The following is a 25,941-nucleotide window of genomic DNA, read 5'->3' as shown; positions in this document are numbered from 1 at the left end:
GCGCGAAGGACTACGTTTCCCTTCAGCGAACGCGGCGTGACAGGCACGTCGGCAACGGATGACCTCTGTTGCCGCCGGTCGCGCGCCGGCGGCATGGCCGAACCCTGGCCGAACGGTAGGAGGTATGGAGCGTGGCCGCACCCATCGAGGTGAGCGGGTCCGACACCGAGGCGCAGCCGGAATCGGTACTGGCCGGCGTCGACCGCAAGAAGATCCAGGGGCGCTCCCTAGGCCAGATCGCCTGGCTGCGGCTCAGGCGCGACAAGGTCGCCCTCACCGGCGCGCTCGTGGTGCTCCTGCTCATCCTCCTCGCCATCTTCGGCCCGTACTTCGTGCAGGACCCGCTGAAGTACAACCAGAACCTGATCGACCCGACCTACAACCGGCCCAAGTCCGGCTTCTGGCATTCGGGCATCAGCTCCGAGCACTGGCTCGGCGTGGAACCGGGCACCGGCCGCGACATGCTGGCCCGAATCGTCCACGGCGCGCGGATCTCCCTGCTGGTGTCGTTCCTCGCCACCCTGATGTCGGTGATCATCGGAACGACCATGGGAATCATCGCCGGTTTCTTCGGCGGGTGGGTCGACTACGTCATCAGCCGCGCGATGGACGCCTTTCTCGCGTTCCCCCTCCTGCTTTTCGCGATCGCGCTGGTCGGCGTGGTCGCCGACGACGCGTTCGGGCTGAGCGGCAACAATCTGCGGGTGTCGGTGCTGGTCATCGTCATCGGGTTCTTCAACTGGCCGTACATCGGCCGCATCATCCGCGGTCAGACGCTGTCGCTGCGGGAACGCGAGTTCGTCGACGCGGCGCGCAGCATGGGAGCCCGCAACTCCTACGTGCTGTTCAAGGAGATCCTGCCGAACCTGGTCGCGCCGATCCTCGTCTACTCGACCCTGCTGATCCCGACCAACATCCTGTTCGAGGCGGCGCTGTCGTTCCTCGGGGTCGGCGTGAACCCGCCGACGCCGTCGTGGGGCGGCATGCTCACGCTCGCGGTGCCGATCTACTCCTCGGACCCGATGTACATGATCATTCCGGGTATGGCCATCTTCATCACCGTCCTCGCCTTCAACCTGTTCGGTGACGGGCTGCGGGACGCTCTCGACCCACGGTCCAGGTGACTCGGGTCTCTTTCGACCCGTCTATTTGAAGGGGTGCGCCTGCACATGAACAAGATGAGACCGATCGCGGTCCTCGCGGCCGGCGTGGTCGCGGCCGCGACGCTCGCCGCCTGTGGTGGCGGTGACGACTCCGGCGACACCGGAAGCGGCCCCGGCTTCAACGCCGGTGTCAAGGAGCAGGTCAACAAGTCAGACAAGAAGGGCGGCACGCTCAAGTTCGGTCATTCCGACGACTGGGACTCGCCCGACCCCGGCAACACCTACTACGCGTTCTCCCAGAACTTCTCGCGACTGTACGGCCGTGGCCTGACCACGTTCGCGCCCGCCGCGGGCGACGCCAGCCTGAAGGTCGTCCCGGACCTGGCGACCGACCTCGGCCAGGCCAGCGACGGCGGCAAGACCTGGACGTACAAGCTGCGCACCGGCGTGAAGTACGACGACGGCACCACCGTCACGTCCAAGGACGTGAAGTACGCGGTGGAGCGCAGTAACTACAGCGCCGAGCTGCAGAACGGACCCAAGTACTTCAAGGCGTACCTTGTCGACAACAAGCCGGCGTACCCGGGGCCGTACAAGGACAAGGGCGACGAGGGCCTGAAGTCCATCGAGACCCCCGACGACCAGACGATCATCTTCCACTTGAACACGGCGTTCCAGGAGTTCGACTACCTGGTCGCGATGTCGCAGACGATGCCCGTGCCGAAGGCCAAGGACACCGGCCTGAAGTACGAGACCACGATCGCGTCCACCGGCCCGTACAAGGTCGACAGCTACGCCCGCGGCAAGTCGATGTCGCTGTCGCGCAACCCGCACTGGAACCAGAGCACCGACCCGCTCCGCAAGGCGCTGCCCGACAAGATCGAGGTGCAGCTGAAGCAGAACGGCGACGACATCGACCAGCGGCTCCTCGCGGGTTCGCTGGACGTGGACATGGCGGGCGTCGGCGTGCAGTCCGGCACGCAGCCGAAGGTGCTGGCCGACGACCAGAAGCCGTACGTCGACAACCCGGTCCAGGGGTTCCTGCGGTTCATGTCGCTGAACGTGAACGTCAAGCCGCTCGACAACGTCCACTGCCGGATGGCGGTGCAGTACGCGACCGACAAGGTCGCCGCGCAGACCGCCTACGGCGGCCCGCTGGCCGGTGGTGACGTCGCGACCACGGTGCTGCCGCCGACGGTCGCCGGTTACACCAAGTTCGACCTGTACCCGCAGAAGCAGGCCGAGGGCGGCGGTCTCGACCAGGCCACCCTCGCGAAGGCCAAGCAGGAGCTGCAGGCGTGCGGTCAGCCGAACGGCTTCACCACCAAGCTCTCGGCCCGGTCCGACCGGCCGAAGGAGGTGGCGATGGCCCAGGCGATCCAGCAGAGCCTCGCCAAGGTCGGCATCAGGACCGACATCGTGCAGTATCCGGCCGGTGACTACTTCACCAAGTACGTCGGCGTGCCGAAGTACGTCCACGACAACGGCATCGGCATGATGATCATGGCGTGGGCGGCGGACTGGCCCACCGGCTACGGCTTCCTGTCGCAGATCATCGACGGTGACGCGATCAAGCCGTCCGGTGGTAACAACCTCGCCGAGCTCGACGACCCGAAGATCAACAAGGCGTTGGACGACGCCATCGCCAACCCGGACGAGGCCGCCCGCCTGAAGACCTACGGCGAGATCGACAAGATGGTCATGCAGTCGGCCGCGGAGGTCCCGCTGGTGTACGCCAAGGCGCTGATGTACCGGCCGAAGCGCGTCACCAACGTGGGGATCACCTACTCCTACGGCGGAATGTACGACTACCTCAACATGGGCGTGGAGTAACAGTCCGCTCGTCCATGCGTCCCTCTGAAGGCAGGTGAAGGCGACGCCCGCCGGCCGGGGCCGGGCCCACAGGCCCGCCCCGCCGGCGGGTGGGGCCGCGCAATGTGTTCGCTTACATCGTCCGGCGGCTCATCGGTGCCGTCCTCATGTTGCTGCTGGTCAGCCTGGTGACCTTCGGCATCTTCTTCTGGCTGCCGAAACTGGCGGGGCAGACCACCGACCAGATCGCGGCCGGCTACGTCGGTAAGGCCCCGACGAAGGAGGCCATCCAGGACACCAAGGAACGGCTCGGTCTCGACGACCCGGTGCTCGTGCAGTACGGCAACTACGTCAAGGGCATCGCCGTCGGCCGGGACTTCGAGGCGGGCCCGGTCACCGACCACTGCCCGGCGCCGTGCCTCGGGTACTCGTTCCGCAGCAGCCAGCCGGTCCTGGAGACCCTGGTCGACCGGGCCCCGGCGACGGCGTCGCTCGCGGCGGGCGCCGCCGTGATCTGGCTGACCGGCGGCATCACCGTCGGCGTCATCTCGGCGTTGCGAAGAGGGAGCCTCTGGGACAGGGCGACGATGGTGATCGCCCTGAGCGGTGTGTCGCTACCGATCTACTTCACCGGCATGGTCTCACTCCAACTGTTCTCCTACAGTGTTGAGATATTTCCCGGCGGCGGCCAGTACACCGCGATCACCGCCGATCCGGTGAAATGGTTCCAGGCGCTGGTGCTGCCCTGGGTGACCCTGGCGTTCCTTTACGCGGCGATGTACGCGCGGCTCACCAGGGCGGGCATGTTGGAGACGATGAACGAGGACTACATCCGCACCGCCCGCGCCAAGGGGCTCCCGGAACGGACCGTCGTCACGAAGCACGCCCTCCGCGCGTCCCTGACACCGATCATGACGGTGTTCGGCCTGGACCTCGGGTTGCTGCTCGGCGGCGCGGTGCTGACGGAGAGCACGTTCGGGATTCCCGGGCTCGGCCGCCTGGCGATCGACTCGATCCGCAGCGGCGACCTGCCGATGGTCCTCGGCGTCACCCTGCTGACCTCCGCCTCGATCGTGATCATCAATCTGATCGTGGACCTGCTGTACGCCGTCGTCGACCCGAGAGTGAGGCTGGGCTGATGACCGGCACCGCGCCCACCGCGCAGACCGCGGGCACCGGCGACGCTCCCACGGCGTTCCTCGAGGTCCGCGACCTGAAGATCCACTTCCCGACGGACGACGGCCTGGTCAGGTCGGTGGACGGCCTGACGTTCCAGCTGGAACGCGGCCGCACCCTCGGCATCGTCGGCGAGTCCGGCTCCGGCAAGAGCGTCACGAGCCTCGGCATCCTCGGCCTGCACAACAGGCGCAACGCCAACGTGTCCGGCGAGATCTGGCTGAACGGCAAGGAGCTCGTCGGGTCCTCCGAGGCGGAGGTCCGCCGCCTCCGCGGCCGCGACATGGCGATGATCTTCCAGGATCCGCTGTCGGCGATGCACCCGTTCTACACGGTCGGCCAGCAGATCATCGAGGCGTACCGGGTGCACAACGACGTCTCCAAGCAGGTCGCCCGCAAGCACGCCGTCGACATGCTCGGCAAGGTCGGCATCCCGAAACCGGACCGGCGGGTCGACGACTACCCGCACCAGTTCTCCGGCGGCATGCGGCAACGCGCGATGATCGCGATGGCGTTGTCGTGCGACCCGGAGCTGCTCATCGCCGACGAGCCGACGACCGCGCTGGACGTGACCGTCCAGGCGCAGATCCTCGACCTGATCAGCGACCTGCAGGAGGAGTTCAACTCCGCCGTCATCATGATCACCCACGATCTCGGGGTGGTCGCGGAACTGTCGGACGACATCCTGGTGATGTACGCGGGCCGCTGCGTCGAGTACGCCTCGGTCGACGACGCGTTCCACCGGCCACTGCACCCCTACACGTGGGGGCTGCTCGGGTCGATGCCACGGCTGGACCGGGAGCGTTCCGAGCGGCTGCTGCCGATCGAGGGGTCGCCGCCGAGCCTGATCAACGTGCCGTCCGGGTGCGCGTTCCATCCACGCTGCCCGTACGCGGACCTGAACGGCGACAAGAGCACGACCGAACGACCGGAGCTGGTCGAGGTCGAACCGGGCCACAAGGCGGCGTGCCACCTGCCTCTGGACAGGCGGCGGGAGATCTGGGCCGACGAGATCCGGCCGAAGCTGTGACGAGCACAGGTGGGAACGAGACTGTGGTGAGCACATCGAAGACCCCGGCGGGCGGGACCCGTCCCGCGGGCGAGCCGCTGCTGGAGGTCGAGGGCCTCGGCAAGCACTTCCCCGTCACCGCGGGGCTGCTGCGCAGGCAGGTCGCGGCGGTCAAGGCCGTCGACGGGGTGTCGTTCTCCGTCCGCAAGGGCGAGACGCTCGGGCTGGTGGGGGAGTCGGGCTGCGGCAAGTCCACCACCGGCCGGATGATCATGCGGCTGCTGGAACCGAGCTTCGGAAAGATCACCTTCGAGGGGCGGGACATCACGAAGATGTCGCAGGCGCGCCTGCGGCCCCTCCGCCGCGACCTACAGATGATCTTCCAGGATCCGTACTCGTCGCTGAACCCACGCAAGACGGTCGGCGCGATCGTCGGGGCCCCGTTCCGGCTCCAGAACATCGAGGCCAAGCAGGGCGTGAAGAAGGCCGTCCAGGAGATCCTGGAACTCGTCGGCCTCAGCCCCGAGCACTACAACCGGTACCCGCACGAGTTCTCCGGCGGGCAGCGGCAGCGCATCGGCATCGCCCGCACCCTCGCCCTGAAACCGAAACTGATCGTCGCGGACGAACCGGTGTCCGCGCTGGACGTGTCGGTGCAGGCGCAGGTCGTGAACCTGCTGGAGGACCTGCAGGACGAACTCGACCTCACCTACGTGGTGATCGCGCACGACCTGTCGGTGGTGCGGCACATCTCCGACCGCGTCGCCGTCATGTACCTCGGCAAGATCGTCGAGATCGCGGACCGGTCGGACCTGTACGAACGGCCCATGCACCCCTACACCAACGCGTTGCTGTCGGCGGTGCCGATCCCGGACCCGTCGCAGCGCGGTGAGCGGCAGCGGATCCGGTTGCAGGGCGACGTGCCGAGCCCGCTGGACCCGCCGCCCGCCTGCCGGTTCCACACCCGCTGCTGGAAGGCGCAGGACATCTGCAAGCAGGTCGAGCCGCCGCTGGTGGAGCTCAGCCCAGGCCACCAGGCCGCCTGCCACTTCCCGGAGAACACGACGGTCAGCGCGACCGACGCGGTCGCCAAGGCCGCCGTGGCCCCGGCCGCGGCACCGGCCGACGACCCCGAACCCGCGGAGTAACCGCCCCGGCGCCTCTCGCGGCGCCTCCCTCCCGGTGCCTCCTTCCCCGGCGCCGGTCGCGGTGCCCCGTGCGCGGCGAAGACCCGGCCCCCTCGTCCGAGAGGGCCGGGTCTTCGTGTCGGCGCCCGGTTCCCGTGGCGGTCCCCTACCGCTCCCGTGCCGGTCTCTCGTGGCGCCTCCGTGCCGTGCTATTCGGTGGCGATGGCCTTCAGGACGTCCATGCGTCCCGCCCGCCACGCCGGCCACAGCGCGGCCAGCACACCGATCACCGCGGCGACCACCAGGTACACGCCGATCGTCCCGTACGGGACGGCGAGGACCCCGAGGCCCTTGTCGGCCAGCGCGTTCTGCAACGCCGCGCCGAACGCCACCCCGATCGTGACGCCGAGCACCGCCCCGAACAACGCGATCATGATGGACTCCAGGCGGATCATGCGGCGCAGCTGCCGGCGGGAGATCCCGATCGCGCGCAGCAGCCCGATCTCCCGGGTCCGTTCGATCACCGACAACGCCAGCGTGTTGACCACCCCGACCGCCGCGATGATCACCGACATGACCAGCAGGATCGTCAGGAACGTCACGAACCCGTCGACCTCCTTGCGGACGTCCTCCTTCAACGCCGCCTGGTCGAGCACCTCAAGGTCCGGGTGGTCCGACAGCGCCGTCTGGAGCGCCGACCGCGACGCGGGGTTGTCCGCCGCCGCGTCCACCAGGATCGCGTCCACGGTCGGGTTGACCGTGTGCCGCAGGTACGCCTGCTGGGAGACCAGCCTGCTGCCGATCAGGTCGCTCTTGGCGAACACGCCCGCCACCGTCAGCCGTTCGGTCTTCCCGTCGGTGAACGTCACCGGCACCGCCGAGCCGACCTTCCAGCCGTTCTTCTTCGCGGAGTCCTCGTCCACCATGATCCCGGCCGGGCCGATCGCCGTACCACCCGAAACGATCTTCAGTTTGGCGGCCTTGGCGATCACGGCGGCGTCACCGGACACATACGGCGCCTTCTTCCCGGCGATCTTGGCGTCGCCCTGGTACACCGTGGACGCCGACGCCACCCCCGGCACCGCCTTCACCTTCCGCTCGACACCGGCCGCGACGCCGGCCGCGCCCTGCGACGACACCAGGTAGTCCGCGCCGAACTGGGAGTCGATCTGGTCGTCGACCGACGCCCGCATCGTCGCGCCCAACACGTTCACCGTCGTGATCAACGCCAGGCCGATCATCAACGCGGCGGCGGTCGCCGCGGTCCGGCGCGGGTTGCGCAGCGCGTTCTGCCTGGCCAACCGGCCCGGCGACCCCAGCAGCCGCGCTGCGGGCGCGCCCAGCACCCGCAGCACCGGCACACTGATCACCGGGGCGAGCATCGCGACACCGATGAACACCGCGAACGCGCCCGCCCCCACCGGCACCACGGCGTTGCCGCCGTCGGCGGTGAGCCCGACACCGATGAGCGCCGCGCCGACGAGCGTCAGCAGCGACCCGAGCGCCACCCGGATCCGCATCGACCGCTGCGGCAACGCCACATCGTCCCGCATCGCCGCCACCGGCGGGATCTTCGCGGCCCGCCGCGCCGGGAAGTACGCCGACACGACCGTCACGACGACCCCGACCACGTACGACCAGATCACCGGCGTCACCGTGAACGTCAACCCGCCGTCGCCCGCGTCACCGACCTGCGACTGCAACATCGTCGCCAGACCCGCCCCGACCAGCAGCCCGAGCGTGGACCCCACGATCCCGACCGCGACGGCCTCACCGATCACCGCCCGCGTCACCTGAGCGCGGGCCGCGCCGACCGCCCGCAGCAGCGCCAGCTCCCGGGTCCGCTGCGCCACCAGCATCGAGAACGTGTTGAAGATGATGAACGCCCCGACGAAGATCGAGATCAGCGCGAACACGAGCAGGAACGTCCGGAAGAAGTTCATCATCGCGGCGATGTCGCTCTTGGCCTCCTCCCGCAGCTTCTCCCCGGTCACGGCCTCCAACCCGTCCGGCAGCACCTTCGCGACCCGGTCGCGCAGCTCCGCCTGCGACGGCCCCGACGACGCCATCTCGATGTCGCTGAAGTAGCCGGGCCTGAGCATCAGCCGCTGCGCCGTCGGGGTGTCGAACGCCGTGAGCGTCGCGCCCATCAGGTTCCCCGCGTCGGCCAACCCCACGATCCGCATCCGCTGCGGCGGCCCCTGCGTGAGGACCCGCACCGTGTCCCCGACGGACAGGTCGCCCTTCTCGGCGGTCCGCTGATCCACGACGACCTCACCCGGCCCCTGCGGCGCCCGGCCCGACGCCAGGTCGTACGACTCGCCGCCGGTCCAGTTCACCCCGAGCTGCGGCGGCCCGTTCTGCGGGGTGCCGATGACCTTTCCGTCCTTGCCGACGACCGCCGCGTACCCATTGACGTTCCCCGTCGGGTTCTTCACCCCCTCAACGCCCCGCAGCGTCGCCAGGAGCGACTCCGGCACCGGCTGCGCCGCCATCCCGTCGTCGTCGCCGTCCACGATCTTCTCGGCCCGCACGTCCACGGCCACGTTCACGCCGACCCGGCTGAACAGCTCGTCGAACTGCTTGTTCATACTGTCGGTGAAGATCAACGTCCCGGCCACGAACGCCACACCGAGGATCACCGACACGGCCGTCAACACCAGCCTGATCTTGTGCGCCGCGAGGTTGCGGAGCGTCACCTTGCCCATCATCGCGCCGCGACCCCCGGCCCCTGTTCGGGGTGCGCGCCCGCGGTGGCCGGCCCGACACCGGACCGGCCGTCGGCGGCGGGCATCGAAGCGCGCCCACCGCCCGTCTCGAAGCCCTTCATCCGCTCCAGGACCCGCTCCGCCGTCGGCCCCACCATCGTGTCGACGATCTGCCCGTCCGTCAGGAACAGCACCTGGTCGGCGTACGCCGCCGCGGACGGGTCATGCGTCACCATCACGATCGTCTGCCCCATCCGCCGCACCGAGTCCCGCAGGAACCCCAGCACCTCCGCGCCGGACCGCGAGTCCAGGTTCCCCGTCGGCTCGTCCGCGAAGATGATCTCCGGGCGGGCGGCGAGCGCCCGCGCGCACGCCACCCGCTGCTGCTGCCCACCCGACAACTCCGTCGGACGGTGCTTCAACCGCGGCCGCAACCCCACCGTGTCGACCACCGCGTCCAGCCACTCCTTCTCCGGCCTGCGGCCCGCGATGTCCATCGGCAGCGTGATGTTCTCCAACGCCGTCAGCGTCGGCACCAGGTTGAACGCCTGGAAGATGAACCCGACCTTGTCGCGCCGCAACCGCGTCAGCTGCTTGTCCTTCAACCGCGTCAGCTCGGTGTCACCGATGAAGACCTCTCCGGAGTCCACCGAGTCCAGGCCCGCCATGCAGTGCATCAGGGTCGACTTCCCCGACCCGGACGGACCCATGATCGCGGTGAACCGGCCGCGGGGAATGCCGACCGTGACCCCGTCGAGCGCGACGACCCGGGCGTCGCCACGCCCGTACACCTTCGCGATCTTCACGGTCCGTGCGGCGAAGTCGCCCGCCCCGGGCGCGGTCGGCGCGCCGGCGGTCGACGGGGCGGTGTTCGTCACGTGAAACTCCCATGTGTAGTGAGCGGAAATTCGCGTCGAGACCGCGCCGAGCCCCCGGCGATCCGACCTTCAAAACACTAGGAGCCCGAAGATCTCCTGAGATGACCCCCAGGAACCGAATCGCCCGTCCACCCGTAGCAGGAGCGACCTGTCACCGGTCGTACCAGCGGAGTAGTCCCGCCCACCGAAAGACAGGGGTGTCTCAGGGGCCGGACCCGCCCCCGCGGCCCGGCGCGGCGCCGCTCACCAGCACCGACACGAGCGCCGGGGTCTCAGGGACATCCCTGAGACCCCGGCGCCCGCCAACACGAAGACAACGACGGGCAGCAAGGGGCAGCAGAGGGGGGCGGCGAGGGGACGTTGTCAGGCGGCGCCGCCGGTCAGCTCTGGCCCGGCCTGCTCAAACCCGTCTCGTACGCGTACACGACCGCCTGCACCCGGTCCCGCAACCCCAGCTTCGCCAGCACGTTCCCCACATGCGTCTTCACGGTCGTCTCACTCACCACGAGCTCCGCCGCGATCTCCGCGTTCGACTGGCCCCGCGCCACATGCGCCAGAACCTCACGCTCCCGCTCGGTCAACGTGTCCAGCCCCGGGGGCGGCTGCTGGTCACGCACCGCCGGCAGCCGCGTCGCGAACCGGTCCAGCAACCGCCGCGTCACCGACGGCGCCACGATCGCGTCCCCCGCCGCCACGATCCGGATCGCCTGGACGAGGTCCTCCGGCGGCGAGTCCTTCAACAGGAACCCGCTCGCCCCCGCCCGCACCGCCTCGATCACGTACTCGTCCAGGTCGAACGTCGTCAGGATCAGCACCCGCGGATCGTGCGACGCCGCGCCCTCCCGGATGATCCGGCGGGTCGCCTCGATCCCGTCCACGCCCGGCATCCGGATGTCCATCAACACCACGTCCGGCAGCAACGACCGCGTCATCTCCACCGCCGCCGCGCCGTCCCCGGCCTCACCCACCACCGCGATGTCCGGCTCCGCCTCCAGGATGAGCCGGAACCCCGTCCGCAGCAACGGCTGGTCGTCGACGAGCAGCACCCGCACCGTCGTCATCGTCCCGCCCCGTCCGCCCGGCGCACCGGGCCGTTCCGGGACGCGCGGGGGGACGTCCCCCCGTCACAGGCCGGTCCGTTCATCGTCACCGCTCCTCGCCTCACAACGCTCCAGCCCACCCTATGGCCCCACCGGACCACACCGCCCGAATCCCACCGTCCAGACTTCCGCCCGGATGCACGCCCGGATGCACGCCCGGATGCACGCCCGGACCGCGCCGACCGGTGCTCACCGCCCGGTTGTCGCCGACCGGACCGGCGGATCCGCGGGCCACCTCACGCCTCCAGCGGGAAACGCGCCCGCACACCGAACCCGCCGCCCACCCGCGGCCCGATCTTCAACTCGCCACCGTACAGCGCCACCCGCTCGTACATTCCCACAAGACCGTGCCCCGTCTTGGCGCCGTCGTCCCCCATGAACGTCGCCGTGCCCCGACCGTCGTCCTCGATCTCCACCGTCAGATCACCGTCCCCGTAGTACAACCGCACCCACGCCCGCGCCTGCGGCCCCGCGTGCTTCAGCGTGTTCGTCAACGCCTCCTGGATCAACCGGAACGCCGCCACGTCCACCCCCGGAGACGGCGGCCGCGCCTCACCCTCGATCCACAGCTGCACCGACAGGCCCGTCTCCCGGACGTGGTCCAGCAGCTCACCGAGATCCCCCAGGCCCGGCTGCGGCGCCAACTCCTGCCCCGCCCGCTCCGCGTCCCGGTCCGTCCGCAGCACCCCCACGATCCGCCGCATCTCGCTCAACGCCGTCCGACCGACCTCCTCGATCGTCGACATCGCCTCCCGGGCACTCCCCGGATCCCGGTCGATGATCCGCCGCGCCGCGCCCGCCTGCACGGTCATCACGCTCACATGATGCGCCACCACGTCGTGCAGCTCCCGCGCGATCCGCGACCGCTCCTCGATCCGCGCCGCCCGCGCGTCCGTGCCCCGCGCCCGCTCCAGCCGCGCCGCCCGATCCTCCAACTCGGCGAAATACGCCCGCCGCAGCCGCAGGTTGCGGCCCAGCACCCACACCCCGGCCACCAACGCGGCATCGGTGATCATCGTCAGCGGCGACGACGACACCGGCAACATCAACAGGAACGTCACGAAGTACCCGAACGCGATCAGCCCGCCGAGCGCGCTCTGCGCCAACCCGCGATACGCCGCCACCGAGTACACCGCCACCAGGAACGCCGCCACGTCCGGCAGCCCCGGCGGATACTCCGCCAGCGCCAGCGCCATCTCACCGCAACAGATCACCAGCAGCACCGTCAGCGGAGCCCGGCGCCGCCACGTCAACGCCAACGTCACCGCCGCGACCAGCAGCGCCGCCCACACGTCCGGGTCACGGAACCGCTCGAACTCCGGAGTCGCCGGAAGCTTCTCCAGGAACAGCTGCGGCAGCCCCACGGCCAGCAGACCCACCGCGAGCAACGCGTCCGCCGCCTGCGGACGCGCCTTGAGCCATGCGCGGAAGGACAGAAGACCACGGATGCGGGGTGACACGACTCTCACCCTAGGAGGTCGCACCAGGTCGTGAGCCCTCCTGAACGCCGATCCGCGGTCCTCCCCAAGGAGGACACGCCTCCCACCGCCGCTCCACCCCCGCACCGGCCCACCCGGACCAGCCCCTGAACAGCGACCGGACCAGTGCCGTGACCGGAGCCGTGACCGGCGGCATGACCGGAAACCCGACCGGCGACACGACCGGAACGATCACAGATCGTCGCGCTCGCGCGCCGGGACCTCCCCACCGCCCCCACCCTCGAGATCCGCCGGCGACGGACGACCCACCGGCCCCACCGGCAACGGCGGGGGAGTGCCCCCGAACTCCGGGCACCGCTCCTTGTGGTCACACCAGTCGCACAACCGACCCGGACGCGGACGCCACTCCCCGCCGTCCATCGCCCGCCGGATCGCCTCCCACAGCGCCTCCACCTTCCGCTGCGTCGCCCGCAGATCCCCCTCATCGGGCGCATACCGCAGAACCTCGCCGTTGCCCAGATACATCAACTGCAACAACCGCGGCACCCGCCCCTGCAACCGCCACAGCACCAACGCGTAGAACTTCATCTGGAACAACGCCCGAGCCTCGAAATCCGCCCGCGGCGCCGTCCCCGTCTTGTAGTCCACGATCCGCACATCACCACTCGGCGCCACATCCACCCGGTCGATGTACCCCCGCAACTTCAACCCCGAATCCAGCACCGTCTCCACGAACAACTCCCGCTCCGCCGGCTCCAACCGCCGCGGATCCTCCAACTCGAAGTACCGCTCCACCATCCGCCGCGCCTGCTCCAACCACTCCGCCCGCTCCGCGTCCCCGGCCTCCCCGTCCCCGAACAACGCCGCCAACTCCGGCTCCGCCGCCAACAGCCGCTCCCACTCCGGACCCACCAACTCCACCGCCGCCGACGCCGTCCGCCCACCCCGCGGAAGATCGAACAACCGCTCCAGCACCGCGTGCACCAGCGTCCCCCGCGCCGCCGCCGCACTCGGCCGCTCCGGCAACCGATCGATCACCCGGAACCGATACAACAACGGACACGTCATGAAATCGCTCGCCCGCGACGGCGACAACGACCCGACCACCTCCACACCCACCGACCCCGCCGAACCCGCGGCAGCCACCGACTCCACCGACTCCACCGACTCCACCGGCCCGGTCGACCCGGTCGCCTCACCGCCGCCGCCAGCGGACGGAACGCACGCCTCACTACCCGCCTCGGTCGTCGTCATGGCACAGCACACTAGGCCACACCCCCGACGAAATCCCGCACCCCGACGCCCCCACCCGCACACCACCACCCGGCCCCACCCACCGGGGCCGTAGCATCGGTAGCGTGACACACAGCGCGCCCCCGACCGAGGGCAAGACGCCCGCCGGCGGCCCCGGCCACGACAACGGCCCCACACCACGGCCCGGCCTCCTCATGGGCCGCCTCCTCGGCGTCCCCATCTACGTCTCGCCCAGCTGGTTCCTGGTCGCCGCCCTCGTCACCGTCATGTTCGAAGGACAGGTCCACGACGTCGTCGAACGCCCCGTCAGCTACCTCGTCGCGTTCCTCTACGCCGTCCTCCTCTACGGCTCCGTCTTCGTCCACGAACTCAGCCACGCCGTCACCGCCCGCGTCTTCGGCCTCCCCGTCCGATCCGTCACCCTCCACATCCTCGGCGGCGAGACCTCCATCGAACGCGAGGCCCCCACCCCCGGACGCGAATTCCTCATCGCCTTCGCCGGCCCCCTCGTCAACCTCGTCCTCGCCGGCCTCGGCCTCCTCACCCACGCCCTCCTCCCACTCCCCGACGTCGCCCTCCTCCTCGTCGACGCCCTCACCTTCGCCAACCTCCTCGTCGGCGTCTTCAACCTCCTCCCCGGCCTCCCCCTCGACGGCGGACGCCTCGTCCGCGCCGCCGTCTGGAAGGCCACCGGACGCGCCCGCAGCGGCGCCATCATCGCCGGCTGGGTCGGCCGCGGCGTCGCCCTCGCCACCCTCGTCGCCGGCGCCTTCCTCGCCACCTACGGCACCGGCGACGACGGCGGCATCGGCTGGCTCGCCCTCCTCTGGTCCGCCCTCGTCGCCTCCTTCATCTGGGTCGGCGCCACCCACGCCATCCGCGCCGAACACGTCCGCGACCGCATCCCCCTCCTGTCCGCCCGCCGCCTCGCCCGCCGCGCCACCCTCGTCACCGCCGACGTCCCCCTCGCCGAAGCCGTCCGCCGCGCCCAGGAAGACCACGCCGGCGCCATCGTCATCGCCGACCACGACGGACGACCCCTCGGCCTCGTCAACGAGAAGGCCGTCACCGCCACCCCCCACCACCGCCGCCCCTGGGTCACCGCGGGCGACCTCTCCCGCGGCATCGACGACGACCTCACCCTCCCCGCCGACATCTCCGGCGACGACCTCATGGACGCCCTCCGCCGCGCCCCCGCCTCCGAATACCTCCTCGTCGAACCCGACGGCCGCGTCTACGGCGTCCTCGCCACCACCGACATCGACCGCGCCTTCACCGGCATCTGACCCCACCGCACAGACCCCGGCCGACCCCCGAACCCACCCCCACCCCGACCGGCCCGAACGTCCCACGCCCGCCGCTAGCCTTGACATTCATGAGCGAACCCCAGCCGAACGGCGCCACCACCCCCACCACACGCCGCACACCCCACGGCCCGTTCCGCCCCGGCGACCAGGTTCAGCTCACCGACCCCAAAGGCCGCATCAACACCATCACCCTCCAACCCGGCAAGCTCTACCACTCCCACAAAGGCTCCGTCCCCCACGACGCCATCATCGGCAACCCCGAAGGCACCGTCTACCGCTCCACCGGCGGCGTCGAATACCTCGCCTTCCGTCCCCTCCTCGCCGACTTCGCCCTCCGCATGCCCCGCGGCGCCGCCGTCGTCTACCCCAAGGACGCCGCCCAGATCATCGCCATGGCCGACATCTTCCCCGGCGCCCGCGTCGTCGAGGCGGGAGCCGGATCCGGCGCCCTCAGCTGCTTCCTCCTCCGCGCCGTCGGCGAACACGGCCTCCTCTCCTCCTACGAACGCCGCCCCGACTTCGCCGACATCGCCCGCACCAACGTCGAAAAGTTCTTCGGCGCCCCCCACCCCGCCTGGCGCCTCACCGTCGGCTCCCTCGAACACCACCTCACCGAAACCGACATCGACCGCGTCGTCCTCGACATGCTCGCCCCCTGGGAATGCCTCGACACCGCCGCCCAGGCCCTCGTCCCCGGCGGCATCCTCTGCGCCTACATCGCCACCACCACCCAGATGTCCCGCGTCGTCGAAGACCTCCGCGCCCACGGCCGCTTCGCCGAACCCACCGCCTCCGAGACCATGCTCCGCACCTGGCACGTCGACGGCCTCGCCGTCCGCCCCGACCACCGCATGATCGGCCACACCGGCTTCCTCGTCACCGCCCGCCGCCTCGCCGACGGCGTCACCCCACCCGCCCGACGCCGCCGCCCCGCCAAAGCCGCCCACCCCGCCCCCGACGAACCCGCCACCCGCGAACCCGCGCCCGCCCCCGCCACACCCGAACCCGCCACGCCGGGACTCGCCACGCCCGGGCACACCACCGAGTCGTAGATCACACCCCGCCCCCACACCCCACGACACGACCCCCGCACCCACCACGACACCCCGGAATCCCACCCCCCGCACCAGCCAACCCCCAAACCCACCACGACACCCCACCCAACCCCCACAAACCCCCAGGTCCACGCCCCGTAACCCCCCGCCCCACACCGCCCCCACGACACCCCTCCCAACCCCCGCGGAACCCCACCGCACGACACGAACACCGAATGGGCAGGTTACGGAAGCCCTCCAGATAGGTAGGGTCTCAGTAGGTCGTCGGCTCTTCATGAGGAGGTGACGGGGCGTGGCCGCTCGTGACGACGCTGGGGCGCGAAGGGCGCAGCACGAAAAGGAGGTCAGGGACCTCCAAACACAGATCTCCTTCCTGGAGGAGGAGATCTCCGTGCTGCGCCGCAAGCTCGCGGAATCCCCCCGCCAAGTACGTGTTCTGGAAGAACGCCTCCATGAGGCACAGGCCAACCTGGCCGCCGTAACCGGTCAGAACGAGCGTCTCGTAGCGACCCTCAAGGAGGCTCGCGAACAGATCGTGGCGCTCAAGGAGGAGGTCGACAGGCTCGCACAACCACCATCCGGGTTCGGAGTCTTCCTCGAGGCCCGCGACGATGGAACGATCGACATCTTCACCGGCGGACGCAAACTCCGCGTCAACGTCAGCCCCGCCGTCGACGTCGACGAACTCCAACGCGGCCAAGAGGTCATGCTCAACGAGGCCCTCAACGTCGTCGAAGCCCTCGCCTTCGAAGAACAAGGCGAAGTCGTCATGCTCAAAGAGCTCTTCGACGACGGCGAACGCGCCCTCGTCATCGCACACGCCGACGAGGAACGCGTCGTCAAACTCGCCGAACCCCTCCGCGGAGTCCCCCTCCGCGCAGGCGACTCCCTCATGCTCGAACCCCGCTCCGGATACGCCTACGAGAAAATCCACAAGGCGGAGGTCGAAGAACTCGTCCTCGAAGAGGTCCCCGACATCTCCTACAACGAGATCGGCGGACTCGGCTCACAGATCGAAATGATCCGCGACGCCGTCGAACTGCCCTACCTGCACGCCGACCTCTTCCGCGAACACCAACTCAGGCCCCCCAAGGGCGTCCTCCTCTACGGACCCCCCGGATGCGGCAAGACCCTCATCGCCAAGGCCGTCGCCAACTCCCTCGCCAAACAGGTCGCGGAGAAGACCGGCCAAGAAGGCAAGAGCTTCTTCCTCAACATCAAGGGCCCCGAACTCCTCAACAAATACGTCGGCGAAACAGAACGCCACATCCGACTCGTCTTCCAGCGCGCCCGCGAAAAGGCCTCCGCCGGAACCCCCGTCATCGTCTTCTTCGACGAGATGGACTCCATCTTCCGCACCCGCGGATCCGGAGTCTCCTCCGACGTCGAGAACACCATCGTCCCCCAACTCCTCAGCGAGATCGACGGAGTCGAAGGCCTCGAGAACGTCATCGTCATCGGCGCCTCCAACCGCGAGGACATGATCGACCCCGCGATCCTCCGCCCCGGCCGCCTCGACGTCAAAATCAAAATCGAACGACCCGACGCCGAAGCCGCCAAGGACATCTTCTCCAAATACATCCTCGAGGGACTCCCACTCCACCCGGACGACGTCAAGGAACACGGCGGCTCCGCGGACGCCACCGTCGAAGCCATGATCCAGCGCACCGTCGAACGCATGTACGCCGAAACCGAGGAGAACCGTTTCCTCGAAGTCACCTACGCCAACGGTGACAAAGAAGTCCTCTACTTCAAGGACTTCAACTCCGGCGCCATGATCCAGAACATCGTCGACCGCGCCAAGAAAATGGCCATCAAACAATTCCTCGACACCGGGCAGAAGGGCCTGCGCGTCACCCACCTCCTGGCCGCCTGCGTCGACGAGTTCAGCGAGAACGAAGACCTCCCCAACACCACCAACCCCGACGACTGGGCCCGCATCTCCGGCAAGAAGGGCGAACGGATCGTCTACATCCGCACCCTCGTCTCCGGAACCAAGGGCGCGGAAGCCGGCCGATCCATCGACACCGTCGCCAACACCGGCCAATACCTCTGACACACCCCCTGGCACGACACGCGCGGCGGCCTCAACACCCGAGGCCGCCGCGCAGCCATGCCCCGCCACACCCCCCACCAAGCCCCGGCCGCGTGCCCCCACCCCCCGCGCCCCGATAGGCTCGACGATATGAGTGTTCGGCGGGTGATGGGCATCGAGACCGAGTACGGCATCTCCGTACCCGGACAGCCAGGGGCCAACGCGATGGTGACCTCCTCCCAGGTCGTCAACGCCTACCTCGCGGCATCAGCGGCACGCGCCCGCAGAGCCCGCTGGGACTTCGAAGAGGAGAACCCCCTCCGCGACGCCCGCGGCTTCGACCTCGCCCGCGAGGTCGCCGACCCCACCCAACTCACCGACGAAGACCTCGGCCTCGCCAACGTCATCCTCACCAACGGCGCCCGCCTCTACGTCGACCACGCCCACCCCGAATACTCCGCACCCGAATGCACCAACCCCCGCGACGCCGTCATCTGGGACAAAGCCGGAGAACGCGTCATGGCCGACGCCGCCCAACGCGCCGCCATGGTCCCCGGCACCCACCCCATCCAGCTCTACAAGAACAACACCGACAACAAGGGCGCCTCCTACGGCTGCCATGAGAACTACCTCATGCGCCGCGAAACCCCCTTCGCCGACATCGTCCGCCACCTCACCCCCTTCTTCGTCTCCCGCCAGGTCGTCACCGGCGCCGGACGCGTCGGCATCGGCGTCGACGGACGCGGCGACGGCTTCCAAATCAGCCAACGCGCCGACTTCTTCGAAGTCGAAGTCGGCCTCGAAACCACCCTCAAACGCCCCATCATCAACACCCGCGACGAACCCCACGCCGACCCCGAGAAATACCGCCGTCTCCACGTCATCATCGGCGACGCCAACATGGCCGAACTCTCCACCTACCTCAAACTCGGCACCACCTCACTCGTCCTCGCCATGATCGAAGACGGCTTCCTCACCGTCGACCTCTCCGTCGACATGCCCGTCGCCGCACTCCGCGCCGTCTCCCACGACCCCACCTGCAAACACCAGCTCACCCTCCGCGACGGCCGCAAGATGACCGCCGTCCAACTCCAGATGGAATACCTCGAACAGTCCCGCAAATACGTCGAAGACCGCTTCGGCTCCGACGTCGACGAAATGACCAAGGACGTCCTCGACCGCTGGGAATCCGTCCTCCACCGCCTCGGCGACGACCCCATGCAACTGTCCCGCGAACTCGACTGGGTCGCCAAACTCTCCCTCCTAGAGGGCTACCGCAGCCGCGACGGCATCGACTGGTCCCACCCGCGCCTCCAACTCGTCGACCTCCAGTACACCGACATCCGCCCCGACAAGGGCCTCTACAACCGCCTCGTCGACCGCGACCGCATCGACCGCGTCGTCACCGAAACCGAAGTCCAGGCCGCCGTCGAGGACCCGCCCGAGGACACCCGCGCCTACTTCCGCGGCCGCTGCCTGCGCCAGTACGCCGACTCCGTCGCCGCCGCCTCCTGGGACTCCGTCATCTTCGACGTCCCGGGCCGCGAATCCCTCCAGCGCGTCCCGACCCTGGAGCCGCTACGCGGCACCAAGCAGCACGTGGGCGCCCTCCTGGACCGCTGCCGCACCGCGGCCGACCTCGTCGCCACCCTCACCGGCCAGAGCTGAGCAGAGCCACAGCGCCCGCCCGCGAGCGTCGCCGACCGCATCGCCCCTCACCGGCACGACCTCAGCGCACCCCTCCCCACTTGGGCATCGGCGGGGGCGTGAGGATCGCTGTTGGGGCAGCCGCTCCCGGTCGGTGAGAGCGCCAGCTTTTACGGTCGACGGCCGCACCGTGCTCTGGAAACCGTCCCCACACCACCCGAGCACGGCGACCTCCTCAACCTCGGCTACAGATACGGCCCATCCCCCTCAATCCGGGACAAGCACCCACCACCTGGCCGACACCGCGTTCCCGCACGCCCCCGGGAGAGCGAGGCACAGGCCGGACGTCGAGAGGGGCGCGACGCGCACCATTGGGCGTCGTTCAACGGCCGACGGCGTCGGCGGCGCGCAGGATGGCGTCGCTGGGCAGGCCCTGATGCTTCGCCGCGAGGAGGAGGTCGCACCCGGAGGCGCCCGCTCTCGCCCGGCACAGCCCGTCCAGGGCTCATCGAGGGCTGAGGCCCCTGAACCCCGCTGTCCTGCGAACCCCGCCGTCCTAAGCCAGACGCCGCCATCCGCCGTCCTCCGTCCCGGCGCGACCCATTGGATAGTTGAGCTATCGAGCGTTCGCTAGCATCCTGACCTGCGCAAACATCGGATGTCTCGGTATCGTGACCGCTATGCCCGTTTCAGTGGTCGATCGGCGGGCGATAACCCGAGCATGCCCCCGGCCCCCGGGACGGAAGCGGCGAAACGGATGTTCAAGATCCGCTCGCCGTCGAAGATCGGAGATAGGGTCGAGAGCACCGGCAGAGCGGAGGTACGGAATGGCCACGAAGGACACCGGCGGTCAGAAGCAGACCACGCGGCGCACGGAAGAGGTCGAGGAGACCGAGGCCACGACCACCGAAGACGTGCAAGAGCGCCAGGACAAGCTCACCGATGACGTGGACTCAATTCTGGACGAAATAGACGAAGTACTAGAAGAGAACGCAGAAGACTTCGTCCGCGCGTATGTGCAAAAAGGCGGACAATAACGGACAAATCGGACATTCGAGAGAGCGTCCAGAGAATGGTGAACTCTGGCGATCCTCGTAAAACTTAAAATGGCAGTAAGGGCATGGGCGGGCTGCTAAAGTCCCGCCCATGTCTTCGAAAAGGTGTCTCGATTGCGGCGAGGTCAAGTCCGCCGTGGAGTTCTGGAAGCTCAGGTCCTCCAAGGACGGGCTGGCCCACTACTGCAAGCCCTGTTTCGGCTTGCGAAACAGTCGGTCATATCGGAAAAAGCAGGCAGAAGCGGGGAAAGTGGCGAGGCCGTATCGAAGACACTCGGACGTTCCAGAGGGGAAGAAGTACTGTCCGCGGTGCAGAGAGATCAAGTCTGTCACCGACTTCGGAAGTAATCGGGCGCACAAGTCCGGGCTTGCTGATTATTGCCGTCCGTGTCATACCCGGGTGATGACGGAGATCAGGAACCGCAACCACGGGAGCACCCGCAACTACCTGCTCAAGCTTCGGTACGGCGTGACGGAGGAGCAGGTGGATCAGATGATCGCCGAGCAGGGCGGCGTCTGTGCCATCTGTCTTCGCGCGGACGCCGAGCACGTCGACCACGATCACCTGACGGGGCTCGTGCGTCGCGTCCTGTGCTTCAAGTGCAATGGCGGGCTGGGGCAGTTTCACGACGACCCCGACCGTCTCCGCCTGGCGGCGGACTATCTGGAACTGCGCGGGTCGCACGCTCGGCGTATGCGCATCGAGATCGGCGCTCCGGTGTTCGGCGGTCCCGACCGTGTGCGCTGGGACCCGGAGTGGCGGACGAGGGGCGCGGCCGCGAGGTCGGCTCGGCACTATCACCTGCGCCAGAAGTACGGCATCAACGACGAGGACACGGAGTGGCTTCTGAAGGTGCAGGTGGGTCTGTGCGGGGTGTGCTTCGACTTCCCTGCCGAGCACGTCGATCACGATCATGTGTCCGGTTCGGTGCGCGGGTTGGCGTGTTCGGGCTGTAACACGGGCATGGGGCAGTTGCGGGACGATCCGATCGCGCTTCGTCGTGCTGCGGACTACGTGACGGGTCGGCTCGTGCGGACGGTGACGGGTGAGGACGGCCGGGAGCGGTTGTCGTTGACGGTGCCGGACGTCGATCCGGTCACGGTTCCGAAGGGCGGGTGGAAGGCGATCTGGGAGGAGGACGGTCGGTACCGGAAGCGGACGTTGCCGTTCGATGAGGAGCTCGACATGCCGACGTGGGGTGGCGCGGGCCCGGAGGGGGTTGTGCCGTCCGTGTGAGTCCGTCCGTGGGGCCGGGCCCGGTGGGTGGGGTGTGGTTCGCCGTGGGCGGACTTGCCCGGGGATCGGGTGGCATGCGCGGGGGCGACCTTGAACAGTAGGGTCGTAGTCGTCCGTGCCGGTGGGGCCCGTGAGGGTGCCGGTGCCATGCTGGAGGGAAGGGAGTCGCGTGGCGTCCCATGATTCGCAGTTCGGGCGTCTGCCGGGTTTGTTCGCGAGCCCGGACACGTCGTCGTTCACGGAGTTCTTGGGGTCGTACTCTCCGGAGTTGCTGCCCGGTCGGCGGACGCCGCCGTCGTCGCGGGTGGGGGATGACATCCCGCATGGGACGACGATCGTTGCGGTGAGCTTCCCCGGTGGGGTGGTGGTCGCGGGGGATCGTCGGGCGACGGCGGGGAATGTGATCGCGCAGCGGGACATCGAGAAGGTGTTCCGGGCGGATGAGTTCTCGGCGATCGCGATCGCGGGGACGGCGGGGATCGGGCTCGAGATGGTGCGCTTGTTCCAGGTGGAGCTGGAGCACTACGAGAAGCGTGAGGGCCGGACGCTGTCGGTGGAGGGCAAGGCGAACCGGCTGGCGACGATGGTGCGGCAGAACCTGGGGATGGCGATGCAGGGTCTGGCGGTGGTTCCGTTGTTCGCCGGGTATGACGAGGAGCGGGACGAGGGGCGGATCTTCTCGTACGATCCGGCGGGTGGCCGGTACGAGGAGCGGGACTTCTACTCGGTGGGGTCGGGTTCGGTGTTCGCGCGGGGGGCGTTGAAGAAGCTGTATCGCGAGGACCTGTCGGCGGAGGACGCGGGGCTGGTGTGCGTGCAGGCGCTGTACGACGCGGCCGATGACGACTCGGCGACGGGTGGGCCCGATCTGACGCGGGGGATCTTTCCCGTGGTGGCGTCGGTGACGTCGGAGGGGTATCGCCGGTTGGGCGAGGACGAGGTGGGCGCGTTGGCGCGGGCCGTCGTGGATGGTCGTTACGAGTCGCCGGGCGGGCCGACCGCCCCGCTGCGTTAGAAGGGATCCAGTTCGGTGTCCATGCCGTTCTATGTGTCGCCCGAACAGCAGATGAAGGACAAGGCGGATTATGCGCGTAAGGGTATCGCGCGTGGTCGCAGTGTCGTGGTTCTGCAGTATGACGATGGCATCTTGTTCGTGGCGGACAATCCGTCGCGGGCGTTGCACAAGATCAGTGAGATTTATGATCGGATCGCGTTCGCGGCGGTGGGGAAGTACAACGAGTTCGAGAATCTTCGGCTGGGCGGTGTGCGGTACGCCGATATCAACGGGTACCAGTATGACCGTCGTGATGTGACGGCGCGGGGGTTGGCGAACGTGTACGCGCAGTCGCTGGGGACGATCTTCACGGAGACGAACAAGCCGTACGAGGTGGAGCTGGTCGTCGCGGAGGTGGGTGATGACGCGGAGACGGATCAGATCTACCGGTTGACGTTCGATGGTTCGGTGGCGGACGAGCACGGTTATGTGGCGATGGGGGGTCAGGCGGACGCGGTGGCGCAGTCGTTGAAGGACGGTTACCGGGAGGGGGCGTCGTTGGCTTCGGCGTTGCGGACGGCGGTGCGGGCGTTGGAGGCGCAGGATTCGGAGCGGCGTTTGGAGGCGACGTCGCTGGAGGTGGCGGTGCTGGATCGTAACCGTGAGCATCGGTTGTTCCGGCGGTTGTCGGCGGCGCGGATCGGTGATCTGTTGTCGGCGGCGGACGAGGGCGCGTCGGGGGGCGCGTCGGGTGGTTCGGGGCCGGGTGCCGGTGAGGGTGGCGAGGGTGTGGAGGGTGCCGACGGGGGTTGATCTGGGCGTGTTCGCTCTGCCGGGGTGGTGGGGCGTGTGGGTGTTCGGGTGGGTTCGGGCCCGTCGCCGGGGGTGGTGTCGGCTGCTCCTGTGGCGGCGGGCCTGTCGTGTGTGCGGTGGTTGTGATGTTCAGGGGAACCTGTCGGTGGGAGAGACTGCCAAGTCGGGTCTGGGCCGCATAGGGTCGGGGTGTGGACAGGCGCATCTTTGGGCTTGAGAACGAGTACGGCGTCACTTGCACCTTCCGGGGGCAGCGGCGGTTGTCACCGGACGAGGTGGCGCGCTATCTGTTCCGGCGGGTGGTGTCGTGGGGTCGGAGCAGCAATGTGTTCCTGCGTAACGGGGCGCGGTTGTACCTGGATGTGGGGAGTCATCCGGAGTATGCGACGCCGGAGTGCGACAGTGTCGTGGATCTGGTGACGCATGACAAGGCGGGTGAGCGGATCCTGGAGGGGCTGCTGGTCGATGCGGAGCGGCGGTTGCGGGAGGAGGGCATCGCGGGGGACATCTATCTGTTCAAGAACAACACGGATTCGGCGGGGAACTCGTACGGCTGCCATGAGAATTATCTGGTGGGGCGGCATGGTGAGTTCGGGCGGTTGGCGGATGTGCTGATTCCGTATCTGGTGACGCGTCAGATCATCTGTGGTGCGGGGAAGGTGTTGCAGACGCCGCGTGGTGCGGTGTACTGCGTGTCGCAGCGGGCGGAGCACATCTGGGAGGGTGTGTCGTCGGCGACGACGCGGTCGCGGCCGATCATCAATACGCGGGATGAGCCGCATGCGGATGCGGAGCGGTTCCGTCGGCTTCATGTGATCGTCGGTGACTCGAACATGAGTGAGACGACGATGTTGTTGAAGGTGGGGGCGACGGATCTGGTGTTGCGGATGGTGGAGGCGGGGGTGGTGATGCGTGATCTGACGTTGGAGAATCCGATTCGGGCGATCCGTGAGGTGAGTCATGACATGACGGGTCGTCGTAAGGTGCGGTTGGCGAATGGTCGGGAGGCCAGTTCGCTGGAGATTCAGAAGGAGTATTTCGGTAAGGCGCGGGATTTCGTGGACGCGCGTGGTGGGGACGCGACGGCGAAGCGTGTGTTGGAGTTGTGGGAGCGGACGTTGCGGGCGGTGGAGACGGGGGATCTGGACCTGGTGGCGCGGGAGATCGACTGGGTGACGAAGTACAAGCTGATCGAGCGGTATCGGCGGAAGTATGATCTGCCGTTGTCGTCGCCGCGTGTGGCGCAGTTGGATCTGACATATCACGATGTGCATCGTGAGCGGGGTTTGTATTACTTGTTGGAGCGGCGCGGGTCGGTGGAGCGGGTGTCGCGGGATCTGGACATTTTCGAGGCGAAGTCGGTGCCGCCGCAGACGACGCGGGCGCGGTTGCGGGGGGAGTTCATTCGGAAGGCGCAGGAGAAGCGGCGTGACTTCACGGTGGACTGGGTGCATTTGAAGTTGAACGATCAGGCGCAGCGGACGGTGTTGTGCAAGGACCCGTTCCGGTCGGTGGACGAGCGGGTGGACAAGTTGATCGCGGGGATGTGAGGGGCTCGCGGGGGCGGGTCGTGTGCTGTGCGTGACCGTCCGGTGACGGGGGCGGTAGGGTGACGCGCGGAGCTTTTCGTCCCTGTGAAGGGTTGTTGTATGTGGCGTGGGGTCCGGTTGTTGTGGCTGGTCGTCGTGGTGTTGGTGGTGTCGGCGTGTTCGGGTGGTGGTGCTGAGGTCGGTGTTGTGGTGCGTGGGGATTTCGGGCGTGTGCCGGAGGTGCGGTTTCCGGAGGGGGCGCCGTCGGGTTCGTTCGCGGTGCGGACGTTGGTGGAGGGGCGGGGCGCCGCGGCGCGGAGGGGTGATCTGGTGGTGGCGGATTATGTGGGTTATCGGTGGAACGGGGGTGGGCGGAGGCTGTTGGCGAGTAGTTACGCGGAGGGGCGGCCGGGGGCGTTTCCGACGGGTCGGTTGGTGCGGGGGTTGACGCGGGCGTTGGTGGGGGCGCGTCCGGGGTCGCGTGTGGTGGCGCGGATTCCGCCGGAGGACGGTTTCGGTGTGGAGGGTGATCCGGGGCGTCGGGTGGGTGCGGGTGACACGTTGGTGTACGTGCTGGATGTGCGGGCGGTGTATTCGCGTGGGGCGGGTCCGCGTGGGGTGCGGGAGGCGCCGTTGGAGGACGGGGGTCTGCCGCGGGTGGGG

General features: G+C 68.5%; 19 protein-coding genes and 1 pseudogene. 15 read left to right on the top strand and 5 right to left on the bottom strand.

From position 1 onward, the window contains the following. Positions 1-131: 131 nt before the first annotated feature. The 5 genes from D0T12_RS17385 (at position 132) to D0T12_RS17365 (ending at position 6,248) form a co-directional block, all read left to right on the top strand. Positions 132-1,124, top strand: a complete 993-nt coding sequence (locus D0T12_RS17385) for an ABC transporter permease (RefSeq protein WP_117400656.1) — start codon at positions 132-134, stop codon at positions 1,122-1,124. A gap of 45 nt (positions 1,125-1,169) precedes the next feature. After that, a complete protein-coding gene (locus D0T12_RS17380; RefSeq protein ID WP_117401069.1) occupies positions 1,170-2,936 on the top strand; it encodes an ABC transporter substrate-binding protein in 1,767 nt (588 codons plus the stop codon). A gap of 104 nt (positions 2,937-3,040) precedes the next feature. Further along, positions 3,041-4,054, top strand: coding sequence for an ABC transporter permease (locus D0T12_RS17375; protein WP_117400655.1), 1,014 nt, complete (start codon positions 3,041-3,043; stop codon positions 4,052-4,054). Next, entirely contained in the window at positions 4,054-5,121 is a 1,068-nt protein-coding gene (locus tag D0T12_RS17370) for an ABC transporter ATP-binding protein (protein WP_117400654.1), read from the top strand. The genes D0T12_RS17375 and D0T12_RS17370 overlap by 1 nt, the downstream gene beginning before the upstream one ends. Positions 5,122-5,147: 26 nt before the next feature. After that, positions 5,148-6,248 carry an ABC transporter ATP-binding protein gene (locus D0T12_RS17365; protein WP_117400653.1) on the top strand — a complete coding sequence of 367 codons (1,101 nt, stop codon included), beginning with the start codon at positions 5,148-5,150 and terminating at the stop codon, positions 6,246-6,248. 188 nt (positions 6,249-6,436) lie between these two features. Here the strand turns inward: D0T12_RS17365 and D0T12_RS17360 are convergent, their stop codons facing one another. From D0T12_RS17360 to D0T12_RS17340, 5 genes are all read right to left on the bottom strand, one after another. Beyond that, a complete protein-coding gene (locus D0T12_RS17360; RefSeq protein ID WP_233526130.1) occupies positions 6,437-8,938 on the bottom strand; it encodes an ABC transporter permease in 2,502 nt (833 codons plus the stop codon). Continuing rightward, positions 8,935-9,813 (bottom strand): ABC transporter ATP-binding protein, encoded by an 879-nt coding sequence (locus D0T12_RS17355; RefSeq protein WP_117400651.1) that lies wholly within the window; start codon positions 9,811-9,813, stop codon positions 8,935-8,937. The genes D0T12_RS17360 and D0T12_RS17355 overlap by 4 nt, the downstream gene beginning before the upstream one ends. A 380-nt stretch (positions 9,814-10,193) precedes the next feature. Further along, a complete protein-coding gene (locus tag D0T12_RS17350; protein ID WP_117400650.1) occupies positions 10,194-10,874 on the bottom strand; it encodes a response regulator in 681 nt (226 codons plus the stop codon). A 275-nt stretch (positions 10,875-11,149) separates the two neighbouring features. After that, the gene (locus tag D0T12_RS17345; RefSeq protein ID WP_117400649.1) at positions 11,150-12,373 is read right to left on the bottom strand and encodes a sensor histidine kinase; all 1,224 of its coding nucleotides are present in this window, start codon (positions 12,371-12,373) and stop codon (positions 11,150-11,152) included. 210 nt (positions 12,374-12,583) lie between these two features. Beyond that, on the bottom strand, positions 12,584-13,606 hold the full coding sequence (locus D0T12_RS17340) for a RecB family exonuclease (protein WP_117400648.1): 1,023 nt from the start codon (positions 13,604-13,606) through the stop codon (positions 12,584-12,586). 104 nt (positions 13,607-13,710) lie between these two features. On the opposite strand from D0T12_RS17340, the gene D0T12_RS17335 reads away from it, so the two are divergent. The 10 genes and pseudogenes from D0T12_RS17335 to D0T12_RS37395 form a co-directional block, all read left to right on the top strand. After that, on the top strand, positions 13,711-14,892 hold the full coding sequence (locus D0T12_RS17335; RefSeq protein WP_233526129.1) for a site-2 protease family protein: 1,182 nt from the start codon (positions 13,711-13,713) through the stop codon (positions 14,890-14,892). A gap of 89 nt (positions 14,893-14,981) precedes the next feature. After that, complete coding sequence (locus D0T12_RS17330; RefSeq protein ID WP_117400646.1) at positions 14,982-15,965, top strand: tRNA (adenine-N1)-methyltransferase; 984 nt, start codon at positions 14,982-14,984, stop codon at positions 15,963-15,965. Between the two features lie 295 nt (positions 15,966-16,260). Further along, complete coding sequence (gene arc, locus D0T12_RS17325) at positions 16,261-18,024, top strand: proteasome ATPase (RefSeq protein WP_117400645.1); 1,764 nt, start codon at positions 16,261-16,263, stop codon at positions 18,022-18,024. A gap of 129 nt (positions 18,025-18,153) precedes the next feature. Further along, a complete protein-coding gene (gene dop / locus D0T12_RS17320; RefSeq protein WP_117400644.1) occupies positions 18,154-19,671 on the top strand; it encodes a depupylase/deamidase Dop in 1,518 nt (505 codons plus the stop codon). Positions 19,672-20,477: 806 nt separating this feature from the next. Next, positions 20,478-20,687 carry a ubiquitin-like protein Pup gene (locus D0T12_RS17315; protein WP_117400643.1) on the top strand — a complete coding sequence of 70 codons (210 nt, stop codon included), beginning with the start codon at positions 20,478-20,480 and terminating at the stop codon, positions 20,685-20,687. Positions 20,688-21,108: 421 nt separating this feature from the next. Continuing rightward, positions 21,109-21,942, top strand: a complete 834-nt coding sequence (locus D0T12_RS17310; protein ID WP_199487514.1) for an endonuclease VII domain-containing protein — start codon at positions 21,109-21,111, stop codon at positions 21,940-21,942. Positions 21,943-22,111: 169 nt separating this feature from the next. After that, positions 22,112-22,957 (top strand): proteasome subunit beta, encoded by an 846-nt coding sequence (gene prcB / locus D0T12_RS17305; protein WP_117400641.1) that lies wholly within the window; start codon positions 22,112-22,114, stop codon positions 22,955-22,957. A 21-nt stretch (positions 22,958-22,978) separates the two neighbouring features. Then, on the top strand, positions 22,979-23,749 hold the full coding sequence (prcA, locus tag D0T12_RS17300; protein ID WP_233526173.1) for a proteasome subunit alpha: 771 nt from the start codon (positions 22,979-22,981) through the stop codon (positions 23,747-23,749). 191 nt (positions 23,750-23,940) lie between these two features. Then, on the top strand, positions 23,941-25,299 hold the full coding sequence (pafA, locus tag D0T12_RS17295) for a Pup--protein ligase (RefSeq protein ID WP_117400639.1): 1,359 nt from the start codon (positions 23,941-23,943) through the stop codon (positions 25,297-25,299). Between the two features lie 99 nt (positions 25,300-25,398). Beyond that, positions 25,399-25,842 (top strand): annotated as a pseudogene (locus tag D0T12_RS37395) (FKBP-type peptidyl-prolyl cis-trans isomerase); the annotation flags it as partial. Positions 25,843-25,941: the final 99 nt, after the last annotated feature.

The sequence above is a fragment of the Actinomadura spongiicola genome, from assembly GCF_003432485.1.
GTDB classification, from domain to species: Bacteria; Actinomycetota; Actinomycetes; order Streptosporangiales; family Streptosporangiaceae; genus Spirillospora; species Spirillospora spongiicola.
The sequence above is the reverse complement of the archived record's forward strand: the minus strand, read 5'-3'. Positions and strand labels throughout refer to the sequence as shown.